Source organism: Agromyces hippuratus, assembly GCF_013410355.1.
In the GTDB taxonomy this organism is placed as follows: Bacteria; Actinomycetota; Actinomycetes; order Actinomycetales; family Microbacteriaceae; genus Agromyces; species Agromyces hippuratus.
In genome coordinates this window covers 2,452,504-2,474,024 of record NZ_JACCFI010000001.1, presented here as the reverse complement: position 1 = coordinate 2,474,024, position 21,521 = coordinate 2,452,504, and the positions used below count along the sequence as shown (strand labels likewise).

Sequence of the window (21,521 nt, the reverse complement as noted above, 5' to 3'; positions counted from 1 at the left end):
GCGAGAACCGAGATGGAGACAGTGCACGCCGGCCCGAAGGTGCTCGTGGTCGTGAACTCCCGCCCGAGCAGCCTGCGGCGCATGCGGCCGTGGCTCGAGGAGTCGGGGCTGGATCTCGTCGTGGTCGTCGGCGAGGAGGGGCTGCCCGACGACCTCGGCTCGTTCGACGGCCTGATCATGCTCGGCGGCGGGCTCATGCCCGACGACGACGATCGCGCACCCTGGCTCGCCCGGGAGCGCGAGCTCGCCGCCGAGGCGATCGCCGGCGACATCCCGACCCTCGGGGTCTGCCTCGGCGCGCAGATCCTCGCCCACGTCGCGGGCGGCGAGGTGCGGGCCGAATACGGCACCCCCGAGCGCGGCGCGACCCCCGTCTTCGTCACGGAGCAGGGCGCCGACGACGCCGTGCTGTCGCCGCTCTCGCCGGTCGCGCACGTGATCGAGAACCACCAGGACATGATCACCCGCCTCCCCGACGACGCCGTGCTGCTCGCCTCGAGCGAGGCGTGCGTCAACCAGGCCTTCCGGCTCGGCCGTCATGTGCGCGGGGTGCAGTTCCACCCCGAGGCGGGCGCGCTCGACCTCGAGAAGTGGGACGATGCCGCGCTCGCCGCAGCCGGCCTCGACAAGCAGCAGCTGGTCGAGGCGGCCCTCGTGCACGAGCAGGAATCCGCGGCGCGCTGCGCCCGGCTCGCGACGGCGTTCGCCGCCGAGGTCGTGGCCTCGCGCGTCGCGCGCGTCGGCTGAGGCCCTTCCGGCCGCGGGGTTCCGGATGTCGCGGGGGCTGGTTATCCTCGCAGGGTGACCGACGAGCCCGGCGGATCCGGACCGGGCGAGGCGCTGCAGGCGGCGCCCGCCCCGGGGTCGCCTGCGCCAGGGGCGCCTGCACCCGTCGTGCCGCCGCCCGGTGGCATGCGCACCTTCGTGCAGGTGCTCGTGAACACGATGATCGCGAACGTCACGACGAGCTTCCTCTGGTTCGCGCTCACCTTCTGGGTCTACCTCGAGACGCGGTCGGTGCTCGCGACGGGCGTCATCGGCGGTGCGTACATGCTGCTCATCGCGCTCTTCTCGATCTTCTTCGGCACGATCGTCGACCGGCACCGCAAGCACGGCGTCATGGTGTTCTCGAGCCTCGTGTCACTCGGCTCGTTCACGGTGGCCGGCGTGCTCTACCTGGTGCAGCCCGAGTCCGCCCTGCTCGATCTCGGCGGTCCGTGGTTCTGGCTGTTCTCCGGCATCATCCTGTTCGGCGCCGTCGTCGAGAACATGCGCAACATCGCGCTGTCGACGACGGTGACCCTGCTCGTGCCCGAGGAGCGGCACGCGAACGCCAACGGCATGGTGGGCACCGTGCAGGGGCTCGCATTCCTCGTCACGAGCGTCTTCAGCGGACTCGCGATCGGCATGCTCGGCATGGGGTGGACGCTCGCGATCTCCATCGCGGCCACCCTGGTCGCACTCGTGCACCTCTGCTTCGTGCGCATTCCCGAGGCGCACCCGGTCGTCGACCGGGACCACTCGCCCGCGATCGACCTGCGCGGCAGCATCGCCGCCATACGCGGAGCGCCGGGCCTCTTCGCGCTCATCGTGTTCTCGACGTTCAACAACCTCATCGGCGGCGTCTACCTTGCGCTCATGGATCCGTACGGCCTGACCCTGTTCCCGGTCGAGGCGTGGGGCATCGTGCTCGGCATCTCCTCCTCGGGATTCATCATCGGCGGCATCGTGATCGCGAAGTGGGGCCTCGGGCGCAATCCCATCCGCACCATGCTGCTCGTCGTCATCGGCATGGGGTTGCTCGGGGCCCTGTTCACGATCCGCGAGTGGTGGGTGCTCTACGGTGTCGGCATCTGGCTGTACATGACGCTCATTCCCGCGGTGGAGGCCGCGGAGCAGACCGTCATCCAGAAGGTCGTGCCGTTCCGGCGGCAGGGCCGCGTGTTCGGGTTCGCGCAGGCCTTCGAGGCGGCGGCCGCTCCGATCACCGCCTTCCTCATCGCCCCGATCGCCGAGTTCTGGATCATCCCCTACATGGAGTCCGCCCAGGGGCAGGCGACCTGGGGCTGGCTGCTCGGCGAGGGCGAGGCCCGGGGCATCGCCCTGGTGTTCCTGTTCAGCGGGCTCGCGATGGTCGTGCTCGCGCTCTTCGCCTTCGGCTCGCGCTCCTACCGGCTGCTGACGGCGGAGTACCTGGAGGGTGCGCCATCAGGGCCAGGGGTCGGTGCGACCGACGCCGATGAGTCGGATGTGTCGGATGCCGCAGGCGACGCGGCGGACGCACCGTCCCGCACCGCCGACGGGGCGTCGGCCGAGCGCCGGTAGGCCGGCTCAGCTCAGCTCAGCCGGTACGTCAGGCCGAGATGGCCGCTCGGGTGCGAGGCCACGTGGTCGAGTTCCAGCGGGCGATCGCCGAGGTCCGCCGGGGTGAACGGACGCCCGGCGCCGATCAGTACCGGCACGACGCGCAGGCGCAGCACGTCGACGAGCCCGGCCCGGAAGAGCGCGTCGGCCAGCGTGAGGCTGCCCCAGACGACGATGTGCTCGTGCTCGGTCTTGAGGTCGGCGACGGCCTCGGTCGCGGTGCCGCGGAGGATCTCGATCGATCCCTCGCCCCACGGCGCGGACTCGAGGGCGTTCGACATCACGAACTTCGGCAGGCGGTTGATCGGCTCGGCGACGACTTCGACCTCGGGGTCGGCGACCGGCCAGTACTCGGCGAACATCCGGTAGGTGTTCGCGCCGAGCAGGATCGCATCGACGTCGGCGAGGAACGCGAGCTGGTCGTGGTCGTTCGGGTTGCCGCCCCGGGCGGCGCCGATGAAGTCGAGGCCGCCGTCGAGGTCGGCCGCGTACCCGTCGACGCTGACGATCTGCTCGACCGTGAGCCGGCCCATCAGCGCTGCCCTCCGTCATCGAGCGGGCCGCCGCGCGGAGCCTCGAGTCGCGCGTCGAGCACGTCGAAGGCGCTCGCCCAGCCGTCGTAGACGTTCTCGTCGCCGGGCACCCCGTCGATGCCGACGAGGTGGAACGTCATCTCGGTGCGCTCGCCGAGGTCGGCCAGGGTCACGGTGATGATCGGGGCGTCGTCGTCGCCAGGCATGCCCCAGGTGAAGACGAGCCGCTCGGGCTCGACGACCTCGTGGTAGACGCCGGCCGTCGGGTACTCTGAGCCGTCGGGGGCGATCATCGTGTAGCGGTAGCGCCCGCCGGGGCGCACGTCGAGCTCCACGGTCTCGCGCGGGGTCACGACGCTCTCGGGGTGCCACCAGGCGGACGCCTCGTCGGGGTCGGTCCACGCGCGCCAGATGGCGTCGCGCGGCGCGTCGAAGACGCGCGTGATGGTGAACTCCTTCGTCGCGGTGCCGGTCTGTTCAGGCATCGGTCGTTCCCTTCCTCGTGCGGAGGTGCTCGTCGAGCTGGTCGAAACGCGCGTTCCACTCGCCGCGATGGCGCTCGACCCAGGCGGATGCCTCGTCGAGCGGCTCGGTGCGGAGGGTGCAGGTGCGCCACTGGGCCGATGCGGTTCGCTCGATGAGCCCGGCGCGCTCGAGCACCTTGAGGTGCTGGGAGATCGCGGGTCGGCTCATCGCGAAGGGCTCGGCCAGTTCACCGACGGTCGTCGGTCCGCCGCGGAGGCGCGAGAGGATCTCGCGTCGCGTCGGATCGGCGAGTGCCTGGAACACGAGGCTGAGCTCGTCGGGCCCCTGCTGCATGTAAGCAACTCCTTAATTAATGATTTGCTTACGATACGTCGACCGCACGCCGGCGTCAAGAGGAGAATGACGCGATGACCGACGATGTGCGCCAAGTGCCCGACGAGCGCGAGGTGCGAAACCTGCAGGGCGCCCTCGACTCCTTCACCGAGCACTGGCAGCCCCACCGCCTCGCGAGCGTGAACGACTACGACGTCAAGGTCTTCAAGGCGCAGGGCGAGTTCACCTGGCACACGCATCCCGACACCGACGAGTTCTTCATGGTCGTCTCGGGCAGGCTCGTGATCCAGTTGCGCGACGGGGACGTGGAGCTCGGTGCCGGGGACGTCTACGTGGTGCCGCGGGGCATCGAGCACTGCCCGCGCGCCGACGGCGAGGTCTCGGCGATGCTCATCGAACCGCGCGGCACCGTGAACACGGGCGACACCCCGAGCGAGCGCACGGCGCAGCTGCGCGAACTCGGCTGAGCACGCTGCACACACCGCGTGCGGGCATCAGCGCTTGGCCCGCACGACCCCGTGCTCGTAGGCGTAGACGACGGCGTGCACACGGTCGCGCAGCCCGAGCTTCATGAGCACCTTCGACACGTGCGTCTTCACCGTCGCCTCGCCGACCCAGAGGCGCTCGGCGATCTCGGCATTCGAGAGGCCGACGGCGAGCTGCTCGAGCACCTCGCGCTCGCGGTCGGTGAGCGTCTCGAGCTCGGGCGCCGGCTTCGGCTCGTGACCGGCTGCCGGCGCGAGCGCGGCGGGCTCAGCAGTCGCCCGTGTCGCCACGGCCTCGATCACGCGCCGCGTGACATCCGGCGACAGCAGTGCGTCGCCGCGTGCGACCACCTGCACCGCCTCGATGAGCTGCTCGGGGCTCGAGTTCTTCAGCAGGAACCCGCTCGCCCCCGCCTCGAGGGCGGCGAACAGGTAGTCCTCGCGGTTGAAGGTCGTGAGCACGAGCACGGCGGCGGCGGATGCCTCGTCGGCGGTGATGCGCCGAGTGGCCTCGAGTCCGTCCATGCCCGGCATCTGCACGTCCATGCAGACGACGTCGGGCGAGAGCGCCGCGACCGCGGCGATCGCCTCCTCGCCGTTCGCGGCCTCGCCGACGACCTCGATGCCGTCTTCGGAGTCGAGGATCGTGCGGAACCCGCCGCGCACGAGCGACTGGTCGTCGACCACGAGCACCCTGATGCTCACGCAGGCACCTCCTCGGCCCGGCGCAGCGGGAACTCGGCGCGCACGAGGTAGCCGCCGCGCGCCCGCGGTCCGAGTTCGAGGCGACCGCCGGCCGCGGCGACCCGCTCGCGCATGCCCACCTGGCCGAGGCGGCGGCTCGAGGCATCCGTTGCCGTGTCGTTCGTCGGTCGCAGCACGGGGCCGGTGTTGGTCACCTCGATCTCGACGGACGCGCCGGCCCAACGCACGCGCACCTCGGCCGTCGCGGCGGCACCCGCGTGCTTGCGCACGTTCGTGAGCGCCTCCTGCACGATGCGGTAGGCGCTGAGGTCGACGACCGCGGAGACCGGAACCGGGTCGCCGACGATCGCGAGCGTCGTCGGCAGGCCGCCGGCCGCGCTCTCGGCGACGAGCTCGTCGAGGCGCGCGATGCCCCGCGTCGAGGTGCTCGTGGTCGCCGGCTCGCGCTCGCCGTCGGCCAGGCCGAGGGCGTCGTCGAGCACCGGGACCGCACCCGTCTCCGCATCGCCGCGGAGGGTGCCGAGCAGCCCGTGCAGTTCGTCGACGGCATCGCGGGCGCTCGACTCGATCGAGGAGAGCGCGGCGGTCGCCGCGGCCGGGTCCTTCGCGAGCACGCGTCGCGCGGCGCCCGCCTGCACGCCGATCACCGAGACGTGGTGGGCGACGACGTCATGCAGCTCGCGGGCGATGCGCAGCCGTTCGATGGCGACGGCTTGAGCGCGGGTGCGCTCGCGCTCCGACGCGAGTTCGGCGGTGCGCTGCTCGAGCTCGGCACGCGACCGCGCCGAGCGGTAGGCGGTGTCGCCGAAGTACCACGCGCCGCCGAAGTAGAGCAGGTTGGTGAGCACGTTGATCAGGCCGTACGCGAGGTAGGGCGAGAGCGTTCCGTCGCGGGAGAAGTCGGGCAGGTAGTCCTGCACGGCGGAGTAGTAGACGAGGCCCCAGAAGAGCCACCCGAACATGCCGGCGACGATGACGCCGCGCACGATCGTCGCCCGGCGGCGGCTGCGACTCCAGGCGCCGACCGTGTAGATCGCGACGAACAGGCAGATGTTGCTGAAGAGCGCGTCGCCGACGGGCACGACACCGCCGACGATGAAGGTGACGGATGCCACGAGCGCCACGATCTCGGGGTGCAGGCGTCGTGCCGCGAGCGGCAGGGTCATGGCTGCGACCCAGAGCACCGAACCCCACCACGGGGCGGCGTCGCCCTCCGCGTCGCCCTCGCCCCAACCCGCGAATCGGTAGAGCACCACCGTGGCGGCCGTACCGACGGCGAGCACCAGAGCGAGGATCACGTCGTTGCGGATGGCGCGACGGCCCGGTCGCGGGCGGACCCACTCGACGCCCTCGACGACGGGCGGAGCGGTGTTCTCGGTCATCCGTCCACGTTATCGACGCGGAGGAGCGTCGGGATCCGCCATGCGACGGAGAATCAGCGCGGCGCTCGACGCACGTGACTCCGTGCGTGCTCGACCGCGGGGGCGAGCTCGTCGAAGAGGTGATTCTGGTGCCGGAGCGAGGCGATCACGCCCACTCGTTCAGCCAGACGCAGGTGCCGCGTCTGGATGCCCTTGACCAGGACGGTCACGCCGCGCCGTTCGAGTGCGGTGATGAGCTCGGTGATGACCTGGGCTCCGGTGGCGTCGAGGATCTGCAGCTGCGACATCCGGATGATGACGACCTCGATGCCCCGGATGTCGCCCACGCGCTCGAGCATGCGCTCGGCGGCGCCGAAGAAGAGCGCCCCTTCGAGTCGGAACAGGGCGATGCGTTCGTCGCCGGGCTCGGCCGGGCCCGGCAGCTCCTCGCGGTGCACGCCGCTCGAGCGGGCGAGTGCGCGCAGGGCGAAGAACGCCGCGGCGGCGATGCCGATGAGCACGGCGTAGATGAGGTCGAAGCTCACCGTGATGATCGCGGTGACGCCGAAGACGATCGCGTCGGCCCGGGTCGACCCGACGATGGTGCGCACCGTCGCGATCGAGATCATGCGGAACGCCGTGACCATCAGCACGCCGGCGAGTGCGGCCAACGGGATCTCGGCGACGACCGTCGCGCCGAACGAGACGACGAGGAGCAGCAGCACCGCGTGGGTGATCGCAGCCAGCCGGGTGCGACCGCCCGAGCGCACGTTCACCGCGGTGCGGGCGATCGCCCCGGTCGCCGGCATGCCGCCGAAGAAGCCCGCAGCGACGGACGCGAGGCCCTGGCCGACGAGTTCGCGGTCGGCGTCGTACGGGCCGGTTTCGGAGATCGAGGCGGCGACGCGCGCCGACAGCAGCGACTCGATCGCAGCGAGGGCGGCGACGGCGAACGCCGGGCCGGCGAGGCCTGCGAGCGTCGTCCAGTCGGCGCTCGGCAGTGCGGGCGCGGGAAGGCCGGCCGGCAGCTCTCCGATCGTGTCCACCGGCAGTCCGAAGCCGGCCGCGATCGCACTGACCGCCACGATCGCGACGATCGAACCGGGGAAACGGGGATGGATGCGCGGCGCCACGAGCATGATCGCCGCCACCACGGCGACGATGCCGAGGCTCCATGCGAACTCCGGCCACGCGGCAGTGGGAACCGCCTCGGCGGCGGCCAGTGCGGCGTTCGGGCTGGGTCCGGGGGCGACGCCGAGCGCCGCGGGCGCCTGCTGCAGGAAGATGATCACCGCGATGCCGAGTGTGAACCCCTCGATCACCGGCCATGGGATGTAGGTCACCGCGCGGCCGAGGCGCAGGGCGCCGGCGGCGAGCACGATGAGCCCGGCGAACAGGCAGACCACCGCGAGCACTCCCGCGCCATGCGCGGCGATGATGGGGCCGAGCACGACGACCATGGCGCCGGTCGGACCGGACACCTGCACGTTCGAGCCGCCGAACACCGCGGCGACGAACCCGGCGACGATCGCCGTCACGAGGCCGCTCTCGGCGCCGGCGCCGGAGCTCACGCCGAACGCGAGCGCGAGCGGCAACGCGACGATGCCCACGGTGACGCCGGCGGCCAGATCGCCTCGCCAGGTGCGGCGGAGGTCGCGGTAGTCGGATGCCGCGGGCGCGAGGCTGCGCAGGTGGCGCGCCGCCCGTCGCCACGGGCTCGCGGAGGCCGTCGTCGACCCGGTGGCGGGCAGGCCGGACGGCATCGGACTCATGCCGGCACGCTCACCGGCGGGATCTCGGGCAGCCCGCCCTGGTCGACGAGCTGGCGCTGGGTGGTCTCGAGGATCTCACCGAGCAGCGCGCGAGCCACGCGCAGCAGGTCGGCGACCTGGGGATAGGCCAGCCGGTAGTAGACGAGGCTGCCGCGTCGGTCGGCCACGACGAGCCGATTGCGACGGAGCACCGCAAGGTGCTGCGACAGGTGCGATGCCTCGAGCGAGGTCGCCGCGATGAGCTCCGAGACGGATGCCTCGGGCGCGGTCGAGAGCACCTCGAGGATGCGGATGCGGATCGGATGGGCGAGGCCCTTGAAGAGGCCGGCCTTCACCTCGTACAGCGGGCGGTTGGGGTCCGAGAGCATCGGCATCTCCATGGGTTTATGGATTGATGAAATCATCATGCCACACCATCCCCGCTGCGCGGATGCCGCGCTCGCCGCTACGCTCTCGATCCATGACCGCCGAACCGGGGCCCGTGCCGAACCTGCCGCTGCGTGAACGTCCGTTCGACTGGTTCTTCATCGTGGTCTTCTCGCTCTTCACGATCACGAGCCTGATCAGCGACATGCTGCCGACGCTCGGCGTCGACATCTCGCAGCCGTCGGCGAACTTCTTCGTGAACTCGAACTACTGGTACGCGAGCGACACCGACCCGTTGTTCATGGAGCCGCCGGTGTGGATGCGCATCGTCACCGGGCTCTCGGCCTTCGTCTACATGCCGTTCTACATCCTGCTCGTCATCTCGCTCGTCCGCGGCTGGAACTGGATCCAACTGCCCAGCGTCATCTACGCGACGATGATCTCGACCATCACGGGCATCATCGTGTTCGGCGTCGAGTTCTTCGGCGAGCCCGAGTGGCAGACGACCAACCCCGTGAAGTTCCTCGCATTCAACCTGCCGTACGTGCTGATTCCCATCGTGCTGCTCGTGCGTATGCGGAAGCCCGAGCCGTTCACCCGGCGGTTCTGAGCGCAGCGGATGCATCGGCTCGTCGAGCCGTCGAAGCCGTCGAAGTCGTCGAGCGTCAGGGCTCCAGCGAACCGTGACGGAGCCCGATGTGATCTCGAAGCCGCCCTCGACCTGTCACGCCGTCTTGCGTTCGGGTGGTGCGTGGTCGTGGTCGAGTCGATCGGCGAGTCGGGTGGGTGAGGTGGTCGACTTGCGCCAGCTGCCGCCCGGGTCGAGCCAGGCGGGTGGCCGGATCTCGGGCACCCCGCGTCGCATGCGGATGCCCCACCCCGATGAGTCGATCGTGCGGTGATGGAACCAGCACAGGAGTACGCCGTTCTCGGTGTGAGTGGGGCCGCCGCGTGCGTCTGGGATGACGTGGTGGATCTCGCACCAGGCAGCGGGCACGGTGCAGCCGGGGATGAGGCAGCCGCCGTCGCGGAGGGTGATCGCCCGTCGTTGGTGCGGGGTGAAGCAGCGTTCAGGTGAACCGAGGCGGATGATGCGGCCCGCGGCGTCGGAGACCACGGTCTGGATGCCTCCGGTGCAGACCATGTGCCGCACCGCGCGGAGTGAGATCGGCAGTTCGACGCCGTCGGCGTGCCCGGCACCGGAGCCGGTCTCGAGGTCGACTGCCCGAACGCTGACGAGCACCGTCGGTGCTGCGCCGCCGATGCTCGGGTGTTCGCCGGACCGTGCCGCGGTGTCGATGATCGCGGCGAGCACGTCGTGCCGTTGCTGTTCGGTGGTGCGGGTCTCGGCCTGCACCGCGAGGTCGGAGCGTTCGGCGCCGGTGAGGAATCCGCCGCCGCTGCGGGGCGAGAGGTGCGCATCGAGGAGGCGCTTCAGCTTCGCCGCGACCTCGGGCAGCAACTCGCCCGAGATCTGGATGAGTCCGTCGCGTGCGCGCCCGACCCGGAACCCGCGCCGGCGCATCGCGCGTTCGTCGTCGGGTTCTGTTCCGTCTTGATCCAGGAACACCGCCCACGCGCGGGCCTGCACGGCGAGCTCGTCGGCGCTGGCACGCACCGGTGCCGCGTCACCCGTGCCGGTCGCCTGGTCGACGAGTTCACGCTCGGCGACATCGAGTCGCGTGGGGTCGGCCACGGTGCGGGTGCGACCGAGTTCCCGAACGATCGTCGCTGCCGCGTCGAGGCCGAGCGAGCCTGCGACGAGTGCAGCGGCCACGTGCGGGTGCGCCGCCGGCACGGGCTGCCCGGTCAGGCCGGTATCGGCCAGGGTCGCCCTACCGACCGAGACTCTGCGGCGCGCCTCGGTGCCCGAGACCTGCGTGACTCGTTCGATCAGTTCGGCCGCAGACCGGCACCCCTTGCGCGTCGACAGGCGCCCGGCGCCGAGTTCGACCCGGCTGCGGTCGGCGACCTCACCGGCGAAGGTGGCACGGTGCGCGTCGAGCAACCGCCCGACGCCTTCGAGCGCCCCCAGTGCGACGAGCAGTTCGTCATCACCGAGCCCCCGCGGTGGGTCGAGATCGAGCGCGGCATGAAGCGCCGAGCGTACCTGCTCGAGCGCCTCGGGAATGCCTGCCATGTCGACCACACTGCCACCACCCACCGACATTCGAACGACCGATAAAACGCCCGCTCACCTGCTATTTCGACCGACTCCTCCTCCACAGGAGGTGAAATGTGGAAGTTCTCCACAGCCGAGCTCGGTTCAGCCCCCGACCTCACCCCAGCGGCTCGGCCTCGAGATCGCGCACGTGGTAGAACTCCTGATCCCAGAGCGCGTAGATGAGCCACGTCGGCAGGATGTACGACTCCTGCATGTAGTTCGACTGCGAGGCGTGGATCGTCCAGCCCTCGTGCTTCTTCGCCACCTCGGCGCTCATGGCGTACTCGGGCTTCGGCTGGTTGGCGACGACGAACGCGCCGGCCTCGCCGCCGAAGATCGAGAGCGCACCCGACGGGCTGATCGTGGAGACGAGGTGCTTCGGTCCGGTGTAGGCGCCGCCCGATGCCTCGAGTTCGGCGATCGCGAGCTCGGTCACCCGGCCCATCTGCATGTGATCCTCGTGCCCCGTCGCCCCGCTTTCGGGCCAGAAGCCGACGACGATGTCGGGCTGCACCCGCTTCATCTCGGCGACGACGCGCGCGACGAGCTCGTCTTCATCGGCCTCGGGCACGCCGCCGTCGGGATAGTCCCAGACGACGTGGCGGTCGACGCCGAGGTTGAAGCTGTTCTTCAGCGCCTCGGCCCTGCGGATGTCGCCGAGGTCCGCCTGCCGCGCGACCACGGGGGTCTGGTGCCCGGCCTCGCCCTGGGTCGCCGTGATCATCGCCGTGTACGCGCCGCCCTGGTGGGCGCGGAAGAACAGTCCGTTGACGGTCTGCTCGTCATCGGGGTGCGCGAACACGCCGAGCACGCGCTCGCCGTCGAGTTCGGCGACGATCGAGTCGACGCCCCTCGCGGTGGGTTCGTGGAAGAGGTGGCGACCCGCCCAGTAGACCCCGCCGAGCAGGGCGAGGATGACGGCGGCGACGACGATGAGCGCGACGGTGCGCTTGCGCATGGGCGGGGGCTCCCGGTACGGATCCGCGTCGGGTTCGCGGATGGTGACGAGCAGGCTAACCCGAGGGGCGCCGAATTCCGAATCCTGCTCAGTATCGGGTGAGGTCTTGTCACGGGGAAGATATCTTCCTATTCTCTTCCCATGGCACGCAGACGCGAAGGACGGCTCGTCGACCTCGAGGTCGACATCCTCGCCGCAGGCATGGAGCTCCAAGGAGACGACGGCGAGTTCTACGGCTTCGCGCTCGCGAAGCGCATCGCCGAGCGATCGGATGCCGCCGCGCTCACCGCGCACGGCACGCTCTACAAGGCGCTCGCCCGCCTGAGTGAACGGGGTCTCCTCGAATCCGTCTGGGAGGATGCCGCGATCGGTGAGGCCGAGGGGCGCCCGCGACGCCGCCTGTATCGCGTCACGGGTGCCGGCGAACTCGCGTACCGCACCGAGCTCGAGGCGCGGCGGGTCGTCGCTGCCGCCCCGGCGAAGGCGGCCTTCGCATGACCGCCGAGCGCATCGACGGTGCGCTCGAGGGGCGTGAGCTCGCGACATCCGCTCATTCACGCGACCGCGCCATGCACGGCGGCGACCGTGCCGTGCATCGCAGCGACCGTGCCGTGCTGGCCTGGGGCCGCTGGTACACGCGCGACCTGCCCGATGACCTCGCCGCCGACCGCCTCGCCGAACTCGAGTCCGACGTCTTCGAGGAGCGCACGGCAGCGGGCGATGCGGCCGGTGTCGGCCGTTCGATCGTCGGCCGCGCGATCCGCGGGGTTCCCGCCGACCTCGCCTGGCGGGTCGCCCGGCTGCGCGGCGTCTCGCTGACGGCACCGAAGGGCACCTTCCCGCTCGCGCTGCCCGCACTCGCGCACGTCGCGACCGCGATGCTGCTCGCCTGGGGCGTGCTCATCGTCGTGCGGGTCGGGGCAGGCATGCTCGACGGCTCGTGGGCCGGCGCGTGGGACCTCGTCGCCGCCGGGGTCGTCGGTCTCGGTCTCGCCCTCATCGGCTCGGCGCTGACGATCGTGCCCGAGGCGCGCTGGCTCGGCGCGCTCTGGCTCGCCGTCGCGAGTTACGTGCTGCTCCGCTTCGGCATGTACACGCTCATCGCCACGAGCACCACGCTCAGCGCCTTCTACTCCTCGGCGCTCGTCGAGGCGATCCTCATCAATCGCGTGCTGTCCGCCGCCGGGGTGCTCTTCTTCGTCTCGATGGCCGCCTGGTGGCTGCCGTCGGCCAAGGCCCTGTGGGCCGCGCGACCCGAGCGGCCGCACCGTTCGCCCATCATCGACCCCGAAGGAACCATCGCATGAACGTGCAACGCATCGCCGCCATCGCCGCGATCACGGGCGCAGTGCTCGGCGGGGCGTCCATCGTCGCGCTCGGCGCGGCCGCGTACACCGCCGGCCAGCCGCAGGTCGAGCTCGTCTCCTCCGAGATCGACGACAGCGCCGAACCTCGCCCCGAGCAGACGGCGGTTGCCGCACCGGCCGGAACCGGCCAGACCTCGCAGGTCGCCGCGGCATCCGGCATCGATACGAACGCCGCCGACTACAACCCCTACCTCGACCCGCTGAGCGACCAGTTCGTGACGCCCGAAGCCCGCTCGGAGTGGCTCGGCAAGCAGGTCGTCATCCGCGAGTGCATGGCCGACGCCGGCTTCGACTTCCTCGAGTGGCAGTGGTGGCTCGGCGGCAGCCCGCAGCCGACCGGACTCGACTACGAGACCACGATCCTCTGGTCTCAGGCGCTCTACGGACCCGACATCTACAACCCCGGCGGAGGCTGCGCCGAGGCGGGCGACAAGGCCGAGGTCGAGGCACGCGAGGCCGGGCAGCCGCTCGGCGCCCCCGAGACGCCCGTCGACCCTGAAGCGCCGACCGAGCGCGAGATCTGGCTCGAGTTCCAGCAGCGCGTGCGCGACTGCATGGCCGAGGCCGGGCATGAGTACCTCTACTTCGAGTGGTGGAACCCCGACGGGTCGGAGGCCCAACCACTCGACCTCACGGAAGCCGAGCGGGCCGAGTGGACGCTCGCGCTCGACGGCAACGCCGCCGGCGGCGCGGCCTACCGCTGGGAGGACGCGGGCTGCTGGGGCCGCGCCGTGCACGAGTCGGGCAACGACAACATGCACTGAGCCGGTGCGTTCACTGCGTGCACGAGGCCTGGGCCCGGCGGATGCCGCGGCTCAGGCCTTGACGCCCTTCACCTTCTCCTTGAGGAAGATGAGGGGCAGGAGCCAGGTGCCGAGTGCGGTGATGATCCAGATGGTGAGGGTCGCGAGCACCCAGGTCACCCAGCCGTCGATCGTGATGCCGCCCGGGAAGAGCGACGCGATCAGCAGCGCCACGAACGTCGAGACGAGGCCGATGCCGCCGAGGATCGCAGACGCGTGCTGCCGCGCGACGTTGAAGATGAACGGGCCGAGCACCGCCTGCGCGATCGTGAAGACGACGATGGCGATGAGGAACCCGCCCCACTCGATATGGAAGTCGGGGAGGATCCACGACGCGACGAGCAGGCCGATGGCGACCGTCACGAGGGAGATCAGCGTGCGGATGAGGAACCGGATCATGCCGCGAGCGTAGCGGGGCGGCGGATGCCGCGTCGAGCAGCGCGCCGCGGCGGCATCCGCTCGGGCAGTGCACGACAGTACCCGATGATCGACCGTGGCGGTGCGCGCGCGAAGCGAGCAAGATATGTCGCATGGCCGAACGCGCGACGCGCGAGGAGACGGCACCGAACCCGGCGGCGCGCCGGGTGCAGGCGGCGTACTTCACGTTGCTCATCGGCAACACGCTCGCCGCCTCGTTCATCTGGGGCGTCAACACGCTCTTCCTGCTCGACGCCGGCCTCACGAACTTCGAGGCGTTCGCCGCCAACGCCTTCTTCTCGGTGGGAATGGTGATCTTCGAGGTGCCGACGGGCGTCGTCGCCGACACCCTCGGGCGACGGGTCTCGTACCTGCTCGGCACCGTCACGCTCGCCGTGACGACGGTGCTGTACTACCTGCTGTGGGTGGCCCATTCGCCGTTCTGGATGTGGGCCATCGTCTCGGTGCTGCTCGGGCTCGGCTTCACCTTCTTCTCGGGTGCCGTCGAGGCGTGGCTCGTCGACGCGCTCGCCGCGACCGGCTACACGGGCGGCCTCGAACGGGTCTTCGGGCGCGGGCTCGCGCTCGCGGGCGCGGCGATGTTCATCGGCTCGATCCTGGGCGGCGTGGTCGCCCAGGCGACGAATCTCGGGGTGCCGTTCCTCATCCGTGCGGGCATCCTCATCGTCATGTTCGTGGTCGCGGCGGTCGTGATGCACGACCTCGGGTTCACGCCGGCCGGGCGCGCGCACCCGATCCGCGCGACGAAGGAGGTCTTCAACGCCTCGGTGAAGTACGGGCTGGGGCGGCGCCCGGTGCGGTACGTCATGTTCGCGTCGTTCTTCACGACGGGCGTCGGCTTCTACGTCTTCTACGCGCTGCAGCCCTACCTCGTCGAACTCTGGGGCGACACGGGCGCCTACTCGATCGCGGGTCTCGCCGCGGCGATCCTGTCGGGGTCGCAGGTCATCGGCGGGCTCGTGGCGCCGTGGGTGCGCCGGCGCTTCCGCAAGCGCACGACGACCATCATCCTGAGCCTCGTCGTATCGAGCCTCGTGCTGCTCGCCCTCGGCGTGAACCGGAACTTCTGGATCGCGCTCGTGCTCCTCACTGTCTGGGGGCTCGTCGACGCGGCCGCCGGCCCGGTGCAGCAGGCGTACCTGAACGACATGATCCCGTCGCAGCAGCGCGCGACCGTGCTCTCGTTCGACTCGCTGCTCGGCAGCACGGGCGGCGCCGTGATCCAGCCGGTGCTCGGCCGTTCGGCCGACCTCTGGGGCTACCCCGGATCGCTCGTCGTGAGCGGCGGCATCCAGGCCCTCGCCGTGCCGTTCCTGTGGCTGAGTCGCAGGCAGGGTTCGCCGGCGGATGTCGCGACCGACGAGTCGCCCGAGAGCCCCGAGGAGATCACGGAGCAGGGGCCGCCAGTGGGGTAGTTCACCCGCTCATCGGCCGATTTCACGGGTTCGCCCCCCGTTCGGGGGACGTGTACCATGGCTCGGACACGCCCGAGCGGCCGGCTGGTCGTTCCCGAATCGCGGCGGGAGGTGCCCGATGCGGAAGACCGTCCTCTTCAGTGCTGCTGTCGCGGCACTCTTCATCGGCTCGATCTTCATCGGCGTCGCCGCTGCCACCACCGGTGCGCCCGTGCTCTACGACGCGCGTTCGCCGCAGCCGGTCGCGACGGGTTCAGACGGCTTCGACGTCGATGCGGGCGAGGCGCAGGGCGGCGACCAGCACGCCCCGGTCGACGGCGCCGACACCGATGGCGCTCCGTTGCCGAAGCCGACCCCGCCGCCGAACGCGACTCCGCGCCCGACGCCCGCTCCGACGCCCACGCCGAATTCGACGCAGCCGCCCGCGGCGGACCCGGTGCCGACGCCCGACGAGCAGCAGGCCTGGCTCGGGTTCCAGCAGCTCGTGCGCGAGTGCATGACCACGGCCGGCCACGAGTACCGCGAGTGGGAGTGGTGGACCACCGAGCCACGCGACCCGACCTCGACGGCCCCGGCGATGCCCGAGGGACTCACCGCCGACGGCGAGGCCGCATGGCGGCTCGCGCTCGAGGGCGACGGCGGCGAGAACGACGGATGCCTCGGCGAGGCCGTGCGTGCCGACCAGTCGCGTCCGGTCGTGCCGCCCGCCGCAGCGCCGACCCCTCCGACCGAGGCGCCGACGCCCGCTCCCTGAGACATCCGCGATCGGGCCGGACGGTCGAAGTCGGCCGGTGGGTTCAGGCCGACAGCGTCTCGACGCGCCCGTTCAGCTCAGCGGCATCCGCTGCCCAGAGTTCGACGACCTCGGCGGCGAGCCGATCTTCGAGGCCGGCGAGGGCCTGCACGCGGAAGGTGACGGCCGCGGCGGTGTCGCCCGCCTTGGCGAAGCCCTGCGCGAGCGAGCGCATCCACGACTCGCTCGCCGCCTTGATCGCGGTGTAGTTCGCGCCGCCCGCGGTGGGCCGGTCGACCGTCGTCGACGAGACGATCGCGATGCGGCCCGCGGGGGAGGCCACGAGGTCGTCCCAGAACGCACGGCTGACGTAGCGCAGCGCCGTGAACGACCGCTCGAGCACGCGGTAGTCCTCTTCGGTCTGCCCGGCGATGCCGCCGCCGCCGCGCCAGCCGCCGACGAGGTGCACGACGCCGTCGAGGTCGCCGACCCGAGCATGCACGCGCATCGCGAGTTCGAGCACGTCGTCGCCGTCGGTGAGGTCGGCGCGCTCGCCGATGACGCCGGGCAACTCGGCCTCGAGCGCCTCGAGGCGCCCGTCGTCACTGCCGACGGCGACCACGCGGGCCCCTGCGTCGAGCAGGGCACGGGCGACCGCCCGGCCGGAGGCGCTCGTCGCGCCGGCGATCAGCACGGTGCGGCCGGCGAGGCCGGTGGGCTGGTCGGTCATGTTCGGCTCCACTTCGAGCTGTTCGGAATCAGGCGAACGGACGCTGCTCAGGACGGAATCCATGATCCTGTCCTGAGCAGCGTACGTCGTCCTGAATCGGTGCGGCGGTCAGGCGTCGGCGGCCGTGATGCCGACGGTCGACTCGATGACGGGCTTCATCTTCTTGTCGAGGGCCTCGTAGAACATCGACAGCGGGAACTCGTCGTCCATCACGAGGTCGGTGTAGCCCTTGGGCGGGCCGGCGAGCACCTCGCGCGGCAGGCCCTCGGCCCACACCGACGCCGGGTTCGGCGTCACGACGCTCGTGACGAGGTCGTAGGCGGCGAGCCAGTGCACCGTCTTCGGGCGGTCGATCGACTTCCAGTAGAGCTCGTCGATCGCGTCGCCGAGTTCGACGACCGCGTCGGGCACGGCGTCCCAGTCGAAGCTGAGCGAGACGTCGGTCCAGTCGAGCACGTGCTTCTGGTGCAGCCACGCGAACAGCAGCTGGCCGCCGAGTCCGTCGTAGTTGCGCACGCGCGATCCCGTGATGGCGAAGCGGAAGATGCGGTCGAAGATCACCGCGTACTGCACGAGCTTGCCGGTGGAGCGCATCTGCTCCTCGGCCTCGGTGAGCTCCTCGCCGGCGGCGAGGCGCGCGTTCAGGCTGCGCTCGATCTTCACCGACTCGCGGAACGCGGTCAGGTCGCACCGCAGCTCCTCGAGCGAGTAGAGGAAGAACGGCATGCGCTGCTTGATCATGAACGGGTCGAACGGCAGGTCGCCGCGCATGTGCGTGCGGTCGTGGATGATGTCCCACATCACGAACGTGCGCTCGGCGAGCTCCTGGTCGTCGAGCAGCGCCGCCGCGTCGGCGGGCAGCTCGAGCTTCGTGATGTCGGATGCCGCGCGCACGACGCGGCGGTAACGCGCCGCCTCGCGGTCCTGGAAGATCGCGCCCCACGTGAACGTCGGGATCTCGCGCATCGCGACCGTCTCGGGGAACAGCACTGCCGAGTTCGTGTCGTAGCCCGGCGTGAAGTCGACGAGGCGCAGGCTCACGAAGAGCTTGTTGCCGTAGTCGCCGGCCTCGAGCTCTGCGATGAACTCGGGCCAGATCGTCTCGACGACGAGCGCCTCGACGTGCCGGTCGGACGAGCCGTTCTGCGTGTACATGGGGAAGACCACGAGGTGGCGGATGCCGTCGATGCGGTGCCGCTGCGGCTGGAACACGACGAGCGAGTCGAGGAAGTCGGGCACGCCGAAGCCCTCGGCCTGCCAGCGGCGGAAGTCGACGACGGATGCCGCGAGGTACTCGGCCTCGTGCGGGAACCGCGGCGCGAGCGCTTCGATCGACTCGACGATCGCGTCGACGAGACGGGATGCCTGTTCCCTGCTCCCTGAGCCCGTCGAAGGGTCGGATGCCTCGGGCACCGAGCCGTCCTTCACCTGCAGGCCCTGGAGCGCGGTCGCCGACTCCTTGAGGCGGAGCCACGCGGCATCCGTCTCGACGCCCTCGGCGAGCGCGAGGTCGGCGGCGGTCACCGCGTCCTCGAGAACCTCGGGTTCGCCGATGATGGCGTCGATCGTGGTGTTGCTCGACATGTGAACCTCCGATCCTCGATGAGGGGTGAGTGCTGCGAATGGATGCGCGCGACGCGAATCGCCGTGCTCTTCAAGGCTACGAGCCGAGGCTCTGCGATTGGTTGTGCTCCGGCGCGGGATTCTTGCGTGGGCGCAAGATATCGCGACTGAGATCGCTACGGCGCGCAGCACTTCCCGGACCAGCCCGGGAGCCGGTGTTCGGGCGCGGGCGGCATCGAGGCGGCATCGGAGCGGGTGCAGCCACTGACCCGTGCCGGTGCGGGCACGTGTGCCGACCGCGCCGATGTCGACGGGCAGTCCAGTGGGCGTCCGGATGTCGCCCCGTCTGGGCGTTCCTATCGTGAGGGATATTCAGTTATTGAACCCGAGTGGAAGGACAGGATCATGAACACCACGAAGACGGGGTCGGCGGCCATCGGTGCAGTGGCGCTCCTCGTCGTGCTCAGTGCATGCGCAGGGGTGCGCGACGATGTCGAATCGGGGAGCGTGCCGCAGTCGCAGCACGAGCTCCAGCAGTCGGCCCGGCAGGAGTCCGACGCGATGCGTGCCGAGCTCCACGCCGGCGCGACCTCGGTGCAGTCGTTCGCGACCGCCGAGGGGATCCGCAGTGCCAAGCAGACCGAGGCCCGCTCGGTCGTCGGACCGTCGCCGTCGAGCGTCGAGGGGATCCGCAGTGCGAAGCAGTCGGAGGCTCGGGCCGACGTCGGCCCGTCGGCGGCCGAAGCGCAGGGGGTGCGTCTGACGAAGTACGGGGAGGCTCTGGCCGCCGCCGAGTCCCTTCGTCAGCACGAGCTCGAGCACGGCGCGTCATCGGACCGACTCCGGTGACCCGCGACGACCCGACGGGGCCCCGGCAGACGCCGAGGCCCCGTCGCATGCGCGCGGATGCCTCGAACGAGGCTGTCGTACGCCACACGACATCTCGCCCCCAGGATCGTGCGGTGTTCCGCGCGCAGCGGTGAATCGAAACGTCATGCTGTGACGCCCCGAGTCGCGTGCTGGGACATGGGCACCCCTCTCCATTGACGCCGGCTCTCGGGCGCTGTCAGGATGCGATTCGGCAGATCGTCGATCCCTAGAGCAAGGAAACCTCCCACATGACCACTCCCGCTCCCGCCCCCGTGTCCGCACCGTCGGCGCCCGCCGAGAAGTGGAACGTCCTCGCGATCGTCGGCTTCGTGCTCTCGCTCCTCGGCACCAACATCGTCGCCATCGTGCTCGGGTTCATCGCCCTGAGCCAGGTGAAGAAGTCGGGTGAGCGCGGCCGCGGCCTCGCGCTCGCTGCCGTCATCATCGGCTTCGCGTCGATCGTGCTCTACATCATCATCTTCATCGCGACCTTCGCGTTCGTTGCGGCGACCCCCGCGGTCACGTCCTACTGAGTCGTCGACGAGACCACTCGCACGAAGTCCCCACACGGCGCTGCCGGTGGGGACTTCGTCATCTGACGGCCGTCAGTGCACGAGGGCGGCCGTCGTGGTCGGCGCGCCGGTCGCTGCAGGCGTCGCCCGCCCGGCCGGCAGCAGCAGGGCGATGAGCGCCGAGGCGAGCAGCACCGATGCGCCGACCACGACGGCCGGCTCGGCGCCGACGGTGTAGTCGGCGGGGGTGAGTGCGCCGCCGGCTCCGGTGAAGACCGCCGTCGAGACGGCGATGCCGAGCGCGACGCCCACCTCGCGGAGCATCGAGTTCGTGCCGCTGGCCTTCGCGTGGTCGTCGGGCTGCATGGTCGCGAGCACGGCTGTCGCCGACGGGGCGAACACGAGGCCCATGCCGACGCCCGCGAGGATGAACGGGGCCACGAAGGCCGAGTACTCGGTGTCGGCGTCGAGCAGACCCGTCAACCAGAAGAGCGCCGCCGACAGGGCTGCGAGGCCCGCGACGATGAAGGCGCGCGTGCCGACGCGCCCGGCGAACGCCCCGGCGAGCGGCGCGACGACCATCGGGGCGAGCGTCCACGGCGAGGTCTGCACCGCGGCTTCGAGCGGGGTCGCGCCCTGCACGACCTGCAGGAACTGGATGAGGATGAAGATCGACCCGAACGCGCCGAAGCTGAAGCCGAACCCCGCGAGATTCGCGACCGTGAAGCTGCGATCGCCGAAGAGTCGGAGCGGCAGCAACGGCGCCGAGGCGCGTGACTCCCAGACGACGAAGCCGACGAGGAGCACGCCGCCGGCGATGAGGCTGCCGAGCACCTCGGCGCTCGACCAGCCTGCCTCGTTGCCCCGCACGATGCCGTAGACGAGGCCGAGGAGGCCGAGTCCCGAGAGGGCGAGGCCGAAGACGTCGGCGCGGAGCCGGGCGCCGAAGCTGTTCTGCAGTGCGAGCAGCACGAGCGCGATCGAGATCACGCCGACGGGCACGTTGATCCAGAAGATCGCCTGCCAGGCCCAGCCCTCGATGACCGCGCCGCCGACGAGCGGTCCGGTGGCGACGCCGAGGCCCGCCACCCCGCCCCAGATGCCGATGGCGAGGGGGCGGCGTGCCGGCGGCACGGCGCCCGCGAGCAGGGTGAGCGAGAGCGGCATGATGGCGGCGGCGCCGAAGCCCTGCACGGCTCGCGCGGCGATGAGCTGGCCCGGATCGGTGGCGAGGGCGGCGAGCGCCGAACTCAGCGTGAACACCGCGATGCCGATGATGAAGAGGGTGCGTCGCCCGAATCGGTCGCCGAGGGCGACCGCCATCAGGATCGTGCTCGCGAACGCGAGTGTGTACGCGTTCATGAACCACTGCAGCTCTTCGACGGATGCCCCGAACTCCGCGTGCAGCACGGGCAGCGCGTTGGTCATGACGAGGTTGTCGAGCGTCGCCATGAACATCGGCAGTGCCGTGGCGAGGAGGACGAGCCAGAGCGGACCCGGTCGTCGGGCGCCGGAACGACGCGTGGAGGGGCGTACTGCGGCATCGAGGGTGGTGGACACGAC

At 70.7% G+C, this 21,521-nt stretch carries 24 protein-coding genes; 11 read left to right on the top strand and 13 right to left on the bottom strand.

Annotation, left to right across the window (positions count from 1 at the left end):
- The first annotated feature begins 12 nt into the window (after window positions 1–12).
- Together BJY17_RS11550 and BJY17_RS11545 are read left to right on the top strand one after the other, a co-directional pair.
- Window positions 13–747, top strand: a complete 735-nt coding sequence (locus tag BJY17_RS11550) for a type 1 glutamine amidotransferase (protein WP_179551480.1) — start codon at window positions 13–15, stop codon at window positions 745–747.
- A gap of 165 nt (window positions 748–912) precedes the next feature.
- A complete protein-coding gene (locus BJY17_RS11545; RefSeq protein ID WP_179552844.1) occupies window positions 913–2,325 on the top strand; it encodes an MFS transporter in 1,413 nt (470 codons plus the stop codon).
- A gap of 11 nt (window positions 2,326–2,336) precedes the next feature.
- Here BJY17_RS11545 and BJY17_RS11540 read toward each other — a convergent pair whose 3' ends face one another.
- The 3 genes from BJY17_RS11540 to BJY17_RS11530 are packed head-to-tail and all read right to left on the bottom strand — an operon-like array spanning window position 2,337 to window position 3,716.
- On the bottom strand, window positions 2,337–2,897 hold the full coding sequence (locus tag BJY17_RS11540; RefSeq protein WP_179551479.1) for a dihydrofolate reductase family protein: 561 nt from the start codon (window positions 2,895–2,897) through the stop codon (window positions 2,337–2,339).
- The gene (locus tag BJY17_RS11535) at window positions 2,897–3,382 is read right to left on the bottom strand and encodes an SRPBCC family protein (protein WP_179551478.1); all 486 of its coding nucleotides are present in this window, start codon (window positions 3,380–3,382) and stop codon (window positions 2,897–2,899) included. The genes BJY17_RS11540 and BJY17_RS11535 overlap by 1 nt, the downstream gene beginning before the upstream one ends.
- Window positions 3,375–3,716 (bottom strand): ArsR/SmtB family transcription factor, encoded by a 342-nt coding sequence (locus BJY17_RS11530; RefSeq protein ID WP_074259558.1) that lies wholly within the window; start codon window positions 3,714–3,716, stop codon window positions 3,375–3,377. The genes BJY17_RS11535 and BJY17_RS11530 overlap by 8 nt, the downstream gene beginning before the upstream one ends.
- Before the next feature lie 74 nt (window positions 3,717–3,790).
- On the opposite strand from BJY17_RS11530, the gene BJY17_RS11525 reads away from it, so the two are divergent.
- Window positions 3,791–4,183, top strand: a complete 393-nt coding sequence (locus BJY17_RS11525; protein ID WP_179551477.1) for a cupin domain-containing protein — start codon at window positions 3,791–3,793, stop codon at window positions 4,181–4,183.
- A gap of 27 nt (window positions 4,184–4,210) precedes the next feature.
- Here BJY17_RS11525 and BJY17_RS11520 read toward each other — a convergent pair whose 3' ends face one another.
- From BJY17_RS11520 to BJY17_RS11505, 4 genes are read right to left on the bottom strand one after another with little or no spacing between them, the layout of a single operon-like run.
- Window positions 4,211–4,906, bottom strand: a complete 696-nt coding sequence (locus BJY17_RS11520) for a response regulator (protein ID WP_179551476.1) — start codon at window positions 4,904–4,906, stop codon at window positions 4,211–4,213.
- Window positions 4,903–6,288 carry a sensor histidine kinase gene (locus tag BJY17_RS11515; RefSeq protein WP_179551475.1) on the bottom strand — a complete coding sequence of 462 codons (1,386 nt, stop codon included), beginning with the start codon at window positions 6,286–6,288 and terminating at the stop codon, window positions 4,903–4,905. The genes BJY17_RS11520 and BJY17_RS11515 overlap by 4 nt, the downstream gene beginning before the upstream one ends.
- 53 nt (window positions 6,289–6,341) lie before the next feature.
- Window positions 6,342–8,030: a SulP family inorganic anion transporter gene (locus BJY17_RS11510; protein ID WP_376866716.1), complete on the bottom strand. Its 1,689-nt coding sequence runs from the start codon at window positions 8,028–8,030 to the stop codon at window positions 6,342–6,344.
- Window positions 8,031–8,035: 5 nt separating this feature from the next.
- On the bottom strand, window positions 8,036–8,407 hold the full coding sequence (locus BJY17_RS11505) for an ArsR/SmtB family transcription factor (RefSeq protein ID WP_074260238.1): 372 nt from the start codon (window positions 8,405–8,407) through the stop codon (window positions 8,036–8,038).
- Window positions 8,408–8,499: 92 nt separating this feature from the next.
- Here BJY17_RS11505 and BJY17_RS11500 point away from each other — a divergent pair, with 92 nt between their 5' ends.
- Window positions 8,500–9,015, top strand: coding sequence for an EXPERA domain-containing protein (locus BJY17_RS11500; protein ID WP_179551472.1), 516 nt, complete (start codon window positions 8,500–8,502; stop codon window positions 9,013–9,015).
- Between the two features lie 114 nt (window positions 9,016–9,129).
- On the opposite strand, the gene BJY17_RS11495 is transcribed toward BJY17_RS11500, so the two are convergent.
- Entirely contained in the window at window positions 9,130–10,545 is a 1,416-nt protein-coding gene (locus tag BJY17_RS11495; protein WP_179551471.1) for an HNH endonuclease signature motif containing protein, read from the bottom strand.
- A gap of 139 nt (window positions 10,546–10,684) precedes the next feature.
- Complete coding sequence (locus BJY17_RS11490) at window positions 10,685–11,527, bottom strand: PIG-L deacetylase family protein (protein ID WP_179551470.1); 843 nt, start codon at window positions 11,525–11,527, stop codon at window positions 10,685–10,687.
- 141 nt (window positions 11,528–11,668) lie between these two features.
- Here BJY17_RS11490 and BJY17_RS11485 point away from each other — a divergent pair, with 141 nt between their 5' ends.
- From BJY17_RS11485 to BJY17_RS11475, 3 genes are read left to right on the top strand one after another with little or no spacing between them, the layout of a single operon-like run.
- Entirely contained in the window at window positions 11,669–12,025 is a 357-nt protein-coding gene (locus BJY17_RS11485; protein ID WP_218889897.1) for a PadR family transcriptional regulator, read from the top strand.
- Window positions 12,022–12,834, top strand: a complete 813-nt coding sequence (locus tag BJY17_RS11480; RefSeq protein WP_179551469.1) for a hypothetical protein — start codon at window positions 12,022–12,024, stop codon at window positions 12,832–12,834. The genes BJY17_RS11485 and BJY17_RS11480 overlap by 4 nt, the downstream gene beginning before the upstream one ends.
- Window positions 12,831–13,658 (top strand): hypothetical protein, encoded by an 828-nt coding sequence (locus BJY17_RS11475; RefSeq protein ID WP_179551468.1) that lies wholly within the window; start codon window positions 12,831–12,833, stop codon window positions 13,656–13,658. The genes BJY17_RS11480 and BJY17_RS11475 overlap by 4 nt, the downstream gene beginning before the upstream one ends.
- Window positions 13,659–13,709: 51 nt before the next feature.
- Here the strand turns inward: BJY17_RS11475 and BJY17_RS11470 are convergent, their stop codons facing one another.
- Window positions 13,710–14,096 (bottom strand): phage holin family protein, encoded by a 387-nt coding sequence (locus BJY17_RS11470; protein WP_179551467.1) that lies wholly within the window; start codon window positions 14,094–14,096, stop codon window positions 13,710–13,712.
- Window positions 14,097–14,227: 131 nt separating this feature from the next.
- Between BJY17_RS11470 and BJY17_RS11465 the strand changes: the two genes are divergently transcribed.
- Window positions 14,228–15,550: an MFS transporter gene (locus tag BJY17_RS11465; protein WP_179551466.1), complete on the top strand. Its 1,323-nt coding sequence runs from the start codon at window positions 14,228–14,230 to the stop codon at window positions 15,548–15,550.
- Window positions 15,551–15,668: 118 nt separating this feature from the next.
- Window positions 15,669–16,304 (top strand): hypothetical protein, encoded by a 636-nt coding sequence (locus BJY17_RS18790; protein ID WP_179551465.1) that lies wholly within the window; start codon window positions 15,669–15,671, stop codon window positions 16,302–16,304.
- Window positions 16,305–16,347: 43 nt separating this feature from the next.
- Here BJY17_RS18790 and BJY17_RS11455 read toward each other — a convergent pair whose 3' ends face one another.
- Window positions 16,348–17,013, bottom strand: a complete 666-nt coding sequence (locus tag BJY17_RS11455; protein WP_179551464.1) for an SDR family NAD(P)-dependent oxidoreductase — start codon at window positions 17,011–17,013, stop codon at window positions 16,348–16,350.
- A gap of 108 nt (window positions 17,014–17,121) precedes the next feature.
- On the bottom strand, window positions 17,122–18,597 hold the full coding sequence (locus BJY17_RS11450; protein ID WP_179551463.1) for a DUF6421 family protein: 1,476 nt from the start codon (window positions 18,595–18,597) through the stop codon (window positions 17,122–17,124).
- A 384-nt stretch (window positions 18,598–18,981) separates the two neighbouring features.
- On the opposite strand from BJY17_RS11450, the gene BJY17_RS11445 reads away from it, so the two are divergent.
- Together BJY17_RS11445 and BJY17_RS11440 are read left to right on the top strand one after the other, a co-directional pair.
- Entirely contained in the window at window positions 18,982–19,425 is a 444-nt protein-coding gene (locus tag BJY17_RS11445; protein ID WP_179551462.1) for a hypothetical protein, read from the top strand.
- Window positions 19,426–19,694: 269 nt separating this feature from the next.
- Entirely contained in the window at window positions 19,695–19,979 is a 285-nt protein-coding gene (locus BJY17_RS11440; protein ID WP_179551461.1) for a DUF4190 domain-containing protein, read from the top strand.
- A 72-nt stretch (window positions 19,980–20,051) separates the two neighbouring features.
- Here BJY17_RS11440 and BJY17_RS11435 read toward each other — a convergent pair whose 3' ends face one another.
- The gene (locus BJY17_RS11435; RefSeq protein ID WP_179551460.1) at window positions 20,052–21,518 is read right to left on the bottom strand and encodes a DHA2 family efflux MFS transporter permease subunit; all 1,467 of its coding nucleotides are present in this window, start codon (window positions 21,516–21,518) and stop codon (window positions 20,052–20,054) included.
- Between the last annotated feature and the right edge of the window lie 3 nt (window positions 21,519–21,521).

What these genes read in the sequence shown, in the direction of transcription:
- BJY17_RS11550 (WP_179551480.1), top strand. Translation starts at nt 13, where the DNA reads ATGGAGACAGTGCACGCCGGCCCGAAGGTGCTCGTGGTCGTGAACTCC.
- BJY17_RS11545 (WP_179552844.1), top strand. Translation starts at nt 913, where the DNA reads ATGCGCACCTTCGTGCAGGTGCTCGTGAACACGATGATCGCGAACGTC.
- BJY17_RS11540 (WP_179551479.1), bottom strand. Translation starts at nt 2,897, where the DNA reads ATGGGCCGGCTCACGGTCGAGCAGATCGTCAGCGTCGACGGGTACGCG.
- BJY17_RS11535 (WP_179551478.1), bottom strand. Translation starts at nt 3,382, where the DNA reads ATGCCTGAACAGACCGGCACCGCGACGAAGGAGTTCACCATCACGCGC.
- BJY17_RS11530 (WP_074259558.1), bottom strand. Translation starts at nt 3,716, where the DNA reads ATGCAGCAGGGGCCCGACGAGCTCAGCCTCGTGTTCCAGGCACTCGCC.
- BJY17_RS11525 (WP_179551477.1), top strand. Translation starts at nt 3,791, where the DNA reads ATGACCGACGATGTGCGCCAAGTGCCCGACGAGCGCGAGGTGCGAAAC.
- BJY17_RS11515 (WP_179551475.1), bottom strand. Translation starts at nt 6,288, where the DNA reads ATGACCGAGAACACCGCTCCGCCCGTCGTCGAGGGCGTCGAGTGGGTC.
- BJY17_RS11510 (WP_376866716.1), bottom strand. Translation starts at nt 8,030, where the DNA reads ATGCCGTCCGGCCTGCCCGCCACCGGGTCGACGACGGCCTCCGCGAGC.
- BJY17_RS11505 (WP_074260238.1), bottom strand. Translation starts at nt 8,407, where the DNA reads ATGCTCTCGGACCCCAACCGCCCGCTGTACGAGGTGAAGGCCGGCCTC.
- BJY17_RS11500 (WP_179551472.1), top strand. Translation starts at nt 8,500, where the DNA reads ATGACCGCCGAACCGGGGCCCGTGCCGAACCTGCCGCTGCGTGAACGT.
- BJY17_RS11495 (WP_179551471.1), bottom strand. Translation starts at nt 10,545, where the DNA reads ATGGCAGGCATTCCCGAGGCGCTCGAGCAGGTACGCTCGGCGCTTCAT.
- BJY17_RS11490 (WP_179551470.1), bottom strand. Translation starts at nt 11,527, where the DNA reads ATGCGCAAGCGCACCGTCGCGCTCATCGTCGTCGCCGCCGTCATCCTC.
- BJY17_RS11485 (WP_218889897.1), top strand. Translation starts at nt 11,669, where the DNA reads ATGGCACGCAGACGCGAAGGACGGCTCGTCGACCTCGAGGTCGACATC.
- BJY17_RS11480 (WP_179551469.1), top strand. Translation starts at nt 12,022, where the DNA reads ATGACCGCCGAGCGCATCGACGGTGCGCTCGAGGGGCGTGAGCTCGCG.
- BJY17_RS11475 (WP_179551468.1), top strand. Translation starts at nt 12,831, where the DNA reads ATGAACGTGCAACGCATCGCCGCCATCGCCGCGATCACGGGCGCAGTG.
- BJY17_RS11470 (WP_179551467.1), bottom strand. Translation starts at nt 14,096, where the DNA reads ATGATCCGGTTCCTCATCCGCACGCTGATCTCCCTCGTGACGGTCGCC.
- BJY17_RS11465 (WP_179551466.1), top strand. Translation starts at nt 14,228, where the DNA reads ATGGCCGAACGCGCGACGCGCGAGGAGACGGCACCGAACCCGGCGGCG.
- BJY17_RS18790 (WP_179551465.1), top strand. Translation starts at nt 15,669, where the DNA reads ATGCGGAAGACCGTCCTCTTCAGTGCTGCTGTCGCGGCACTCTTCATC.
- BJY17_RS11455 (WP_179551464.1), bottom strand. Translation starts at nt 17,013, where the DNA reads ATGACCGACCAGCCCACCGGCCTCGCCGGCCGCACCGTGCTGATCGCC.
- BJY17_RS11450 (WP_179551463.1), bottom strand. Translation starts at nt 18,597, where the DNA reads ATGTCGAGCAACACCACGATCGACGCCATCATCGGCGAACCCGAGGTT.
- BJY17_RS11445 (WP_179551462.1), top strand. Translation starts at nt 18,982, where the DNA reads ATGAACACCACGAAGACGGGGTCGGCGGCCATCGGTGCAGTGGCGCTC.
- BJY17_RS11440 (WP_179551461.1), top strand. Translation starts at nt 19,695, where the DNA reads ATGACCACTCCCGCTCCCGCCCCCGTGTCCGCACCGTCGGCGCCCGCC.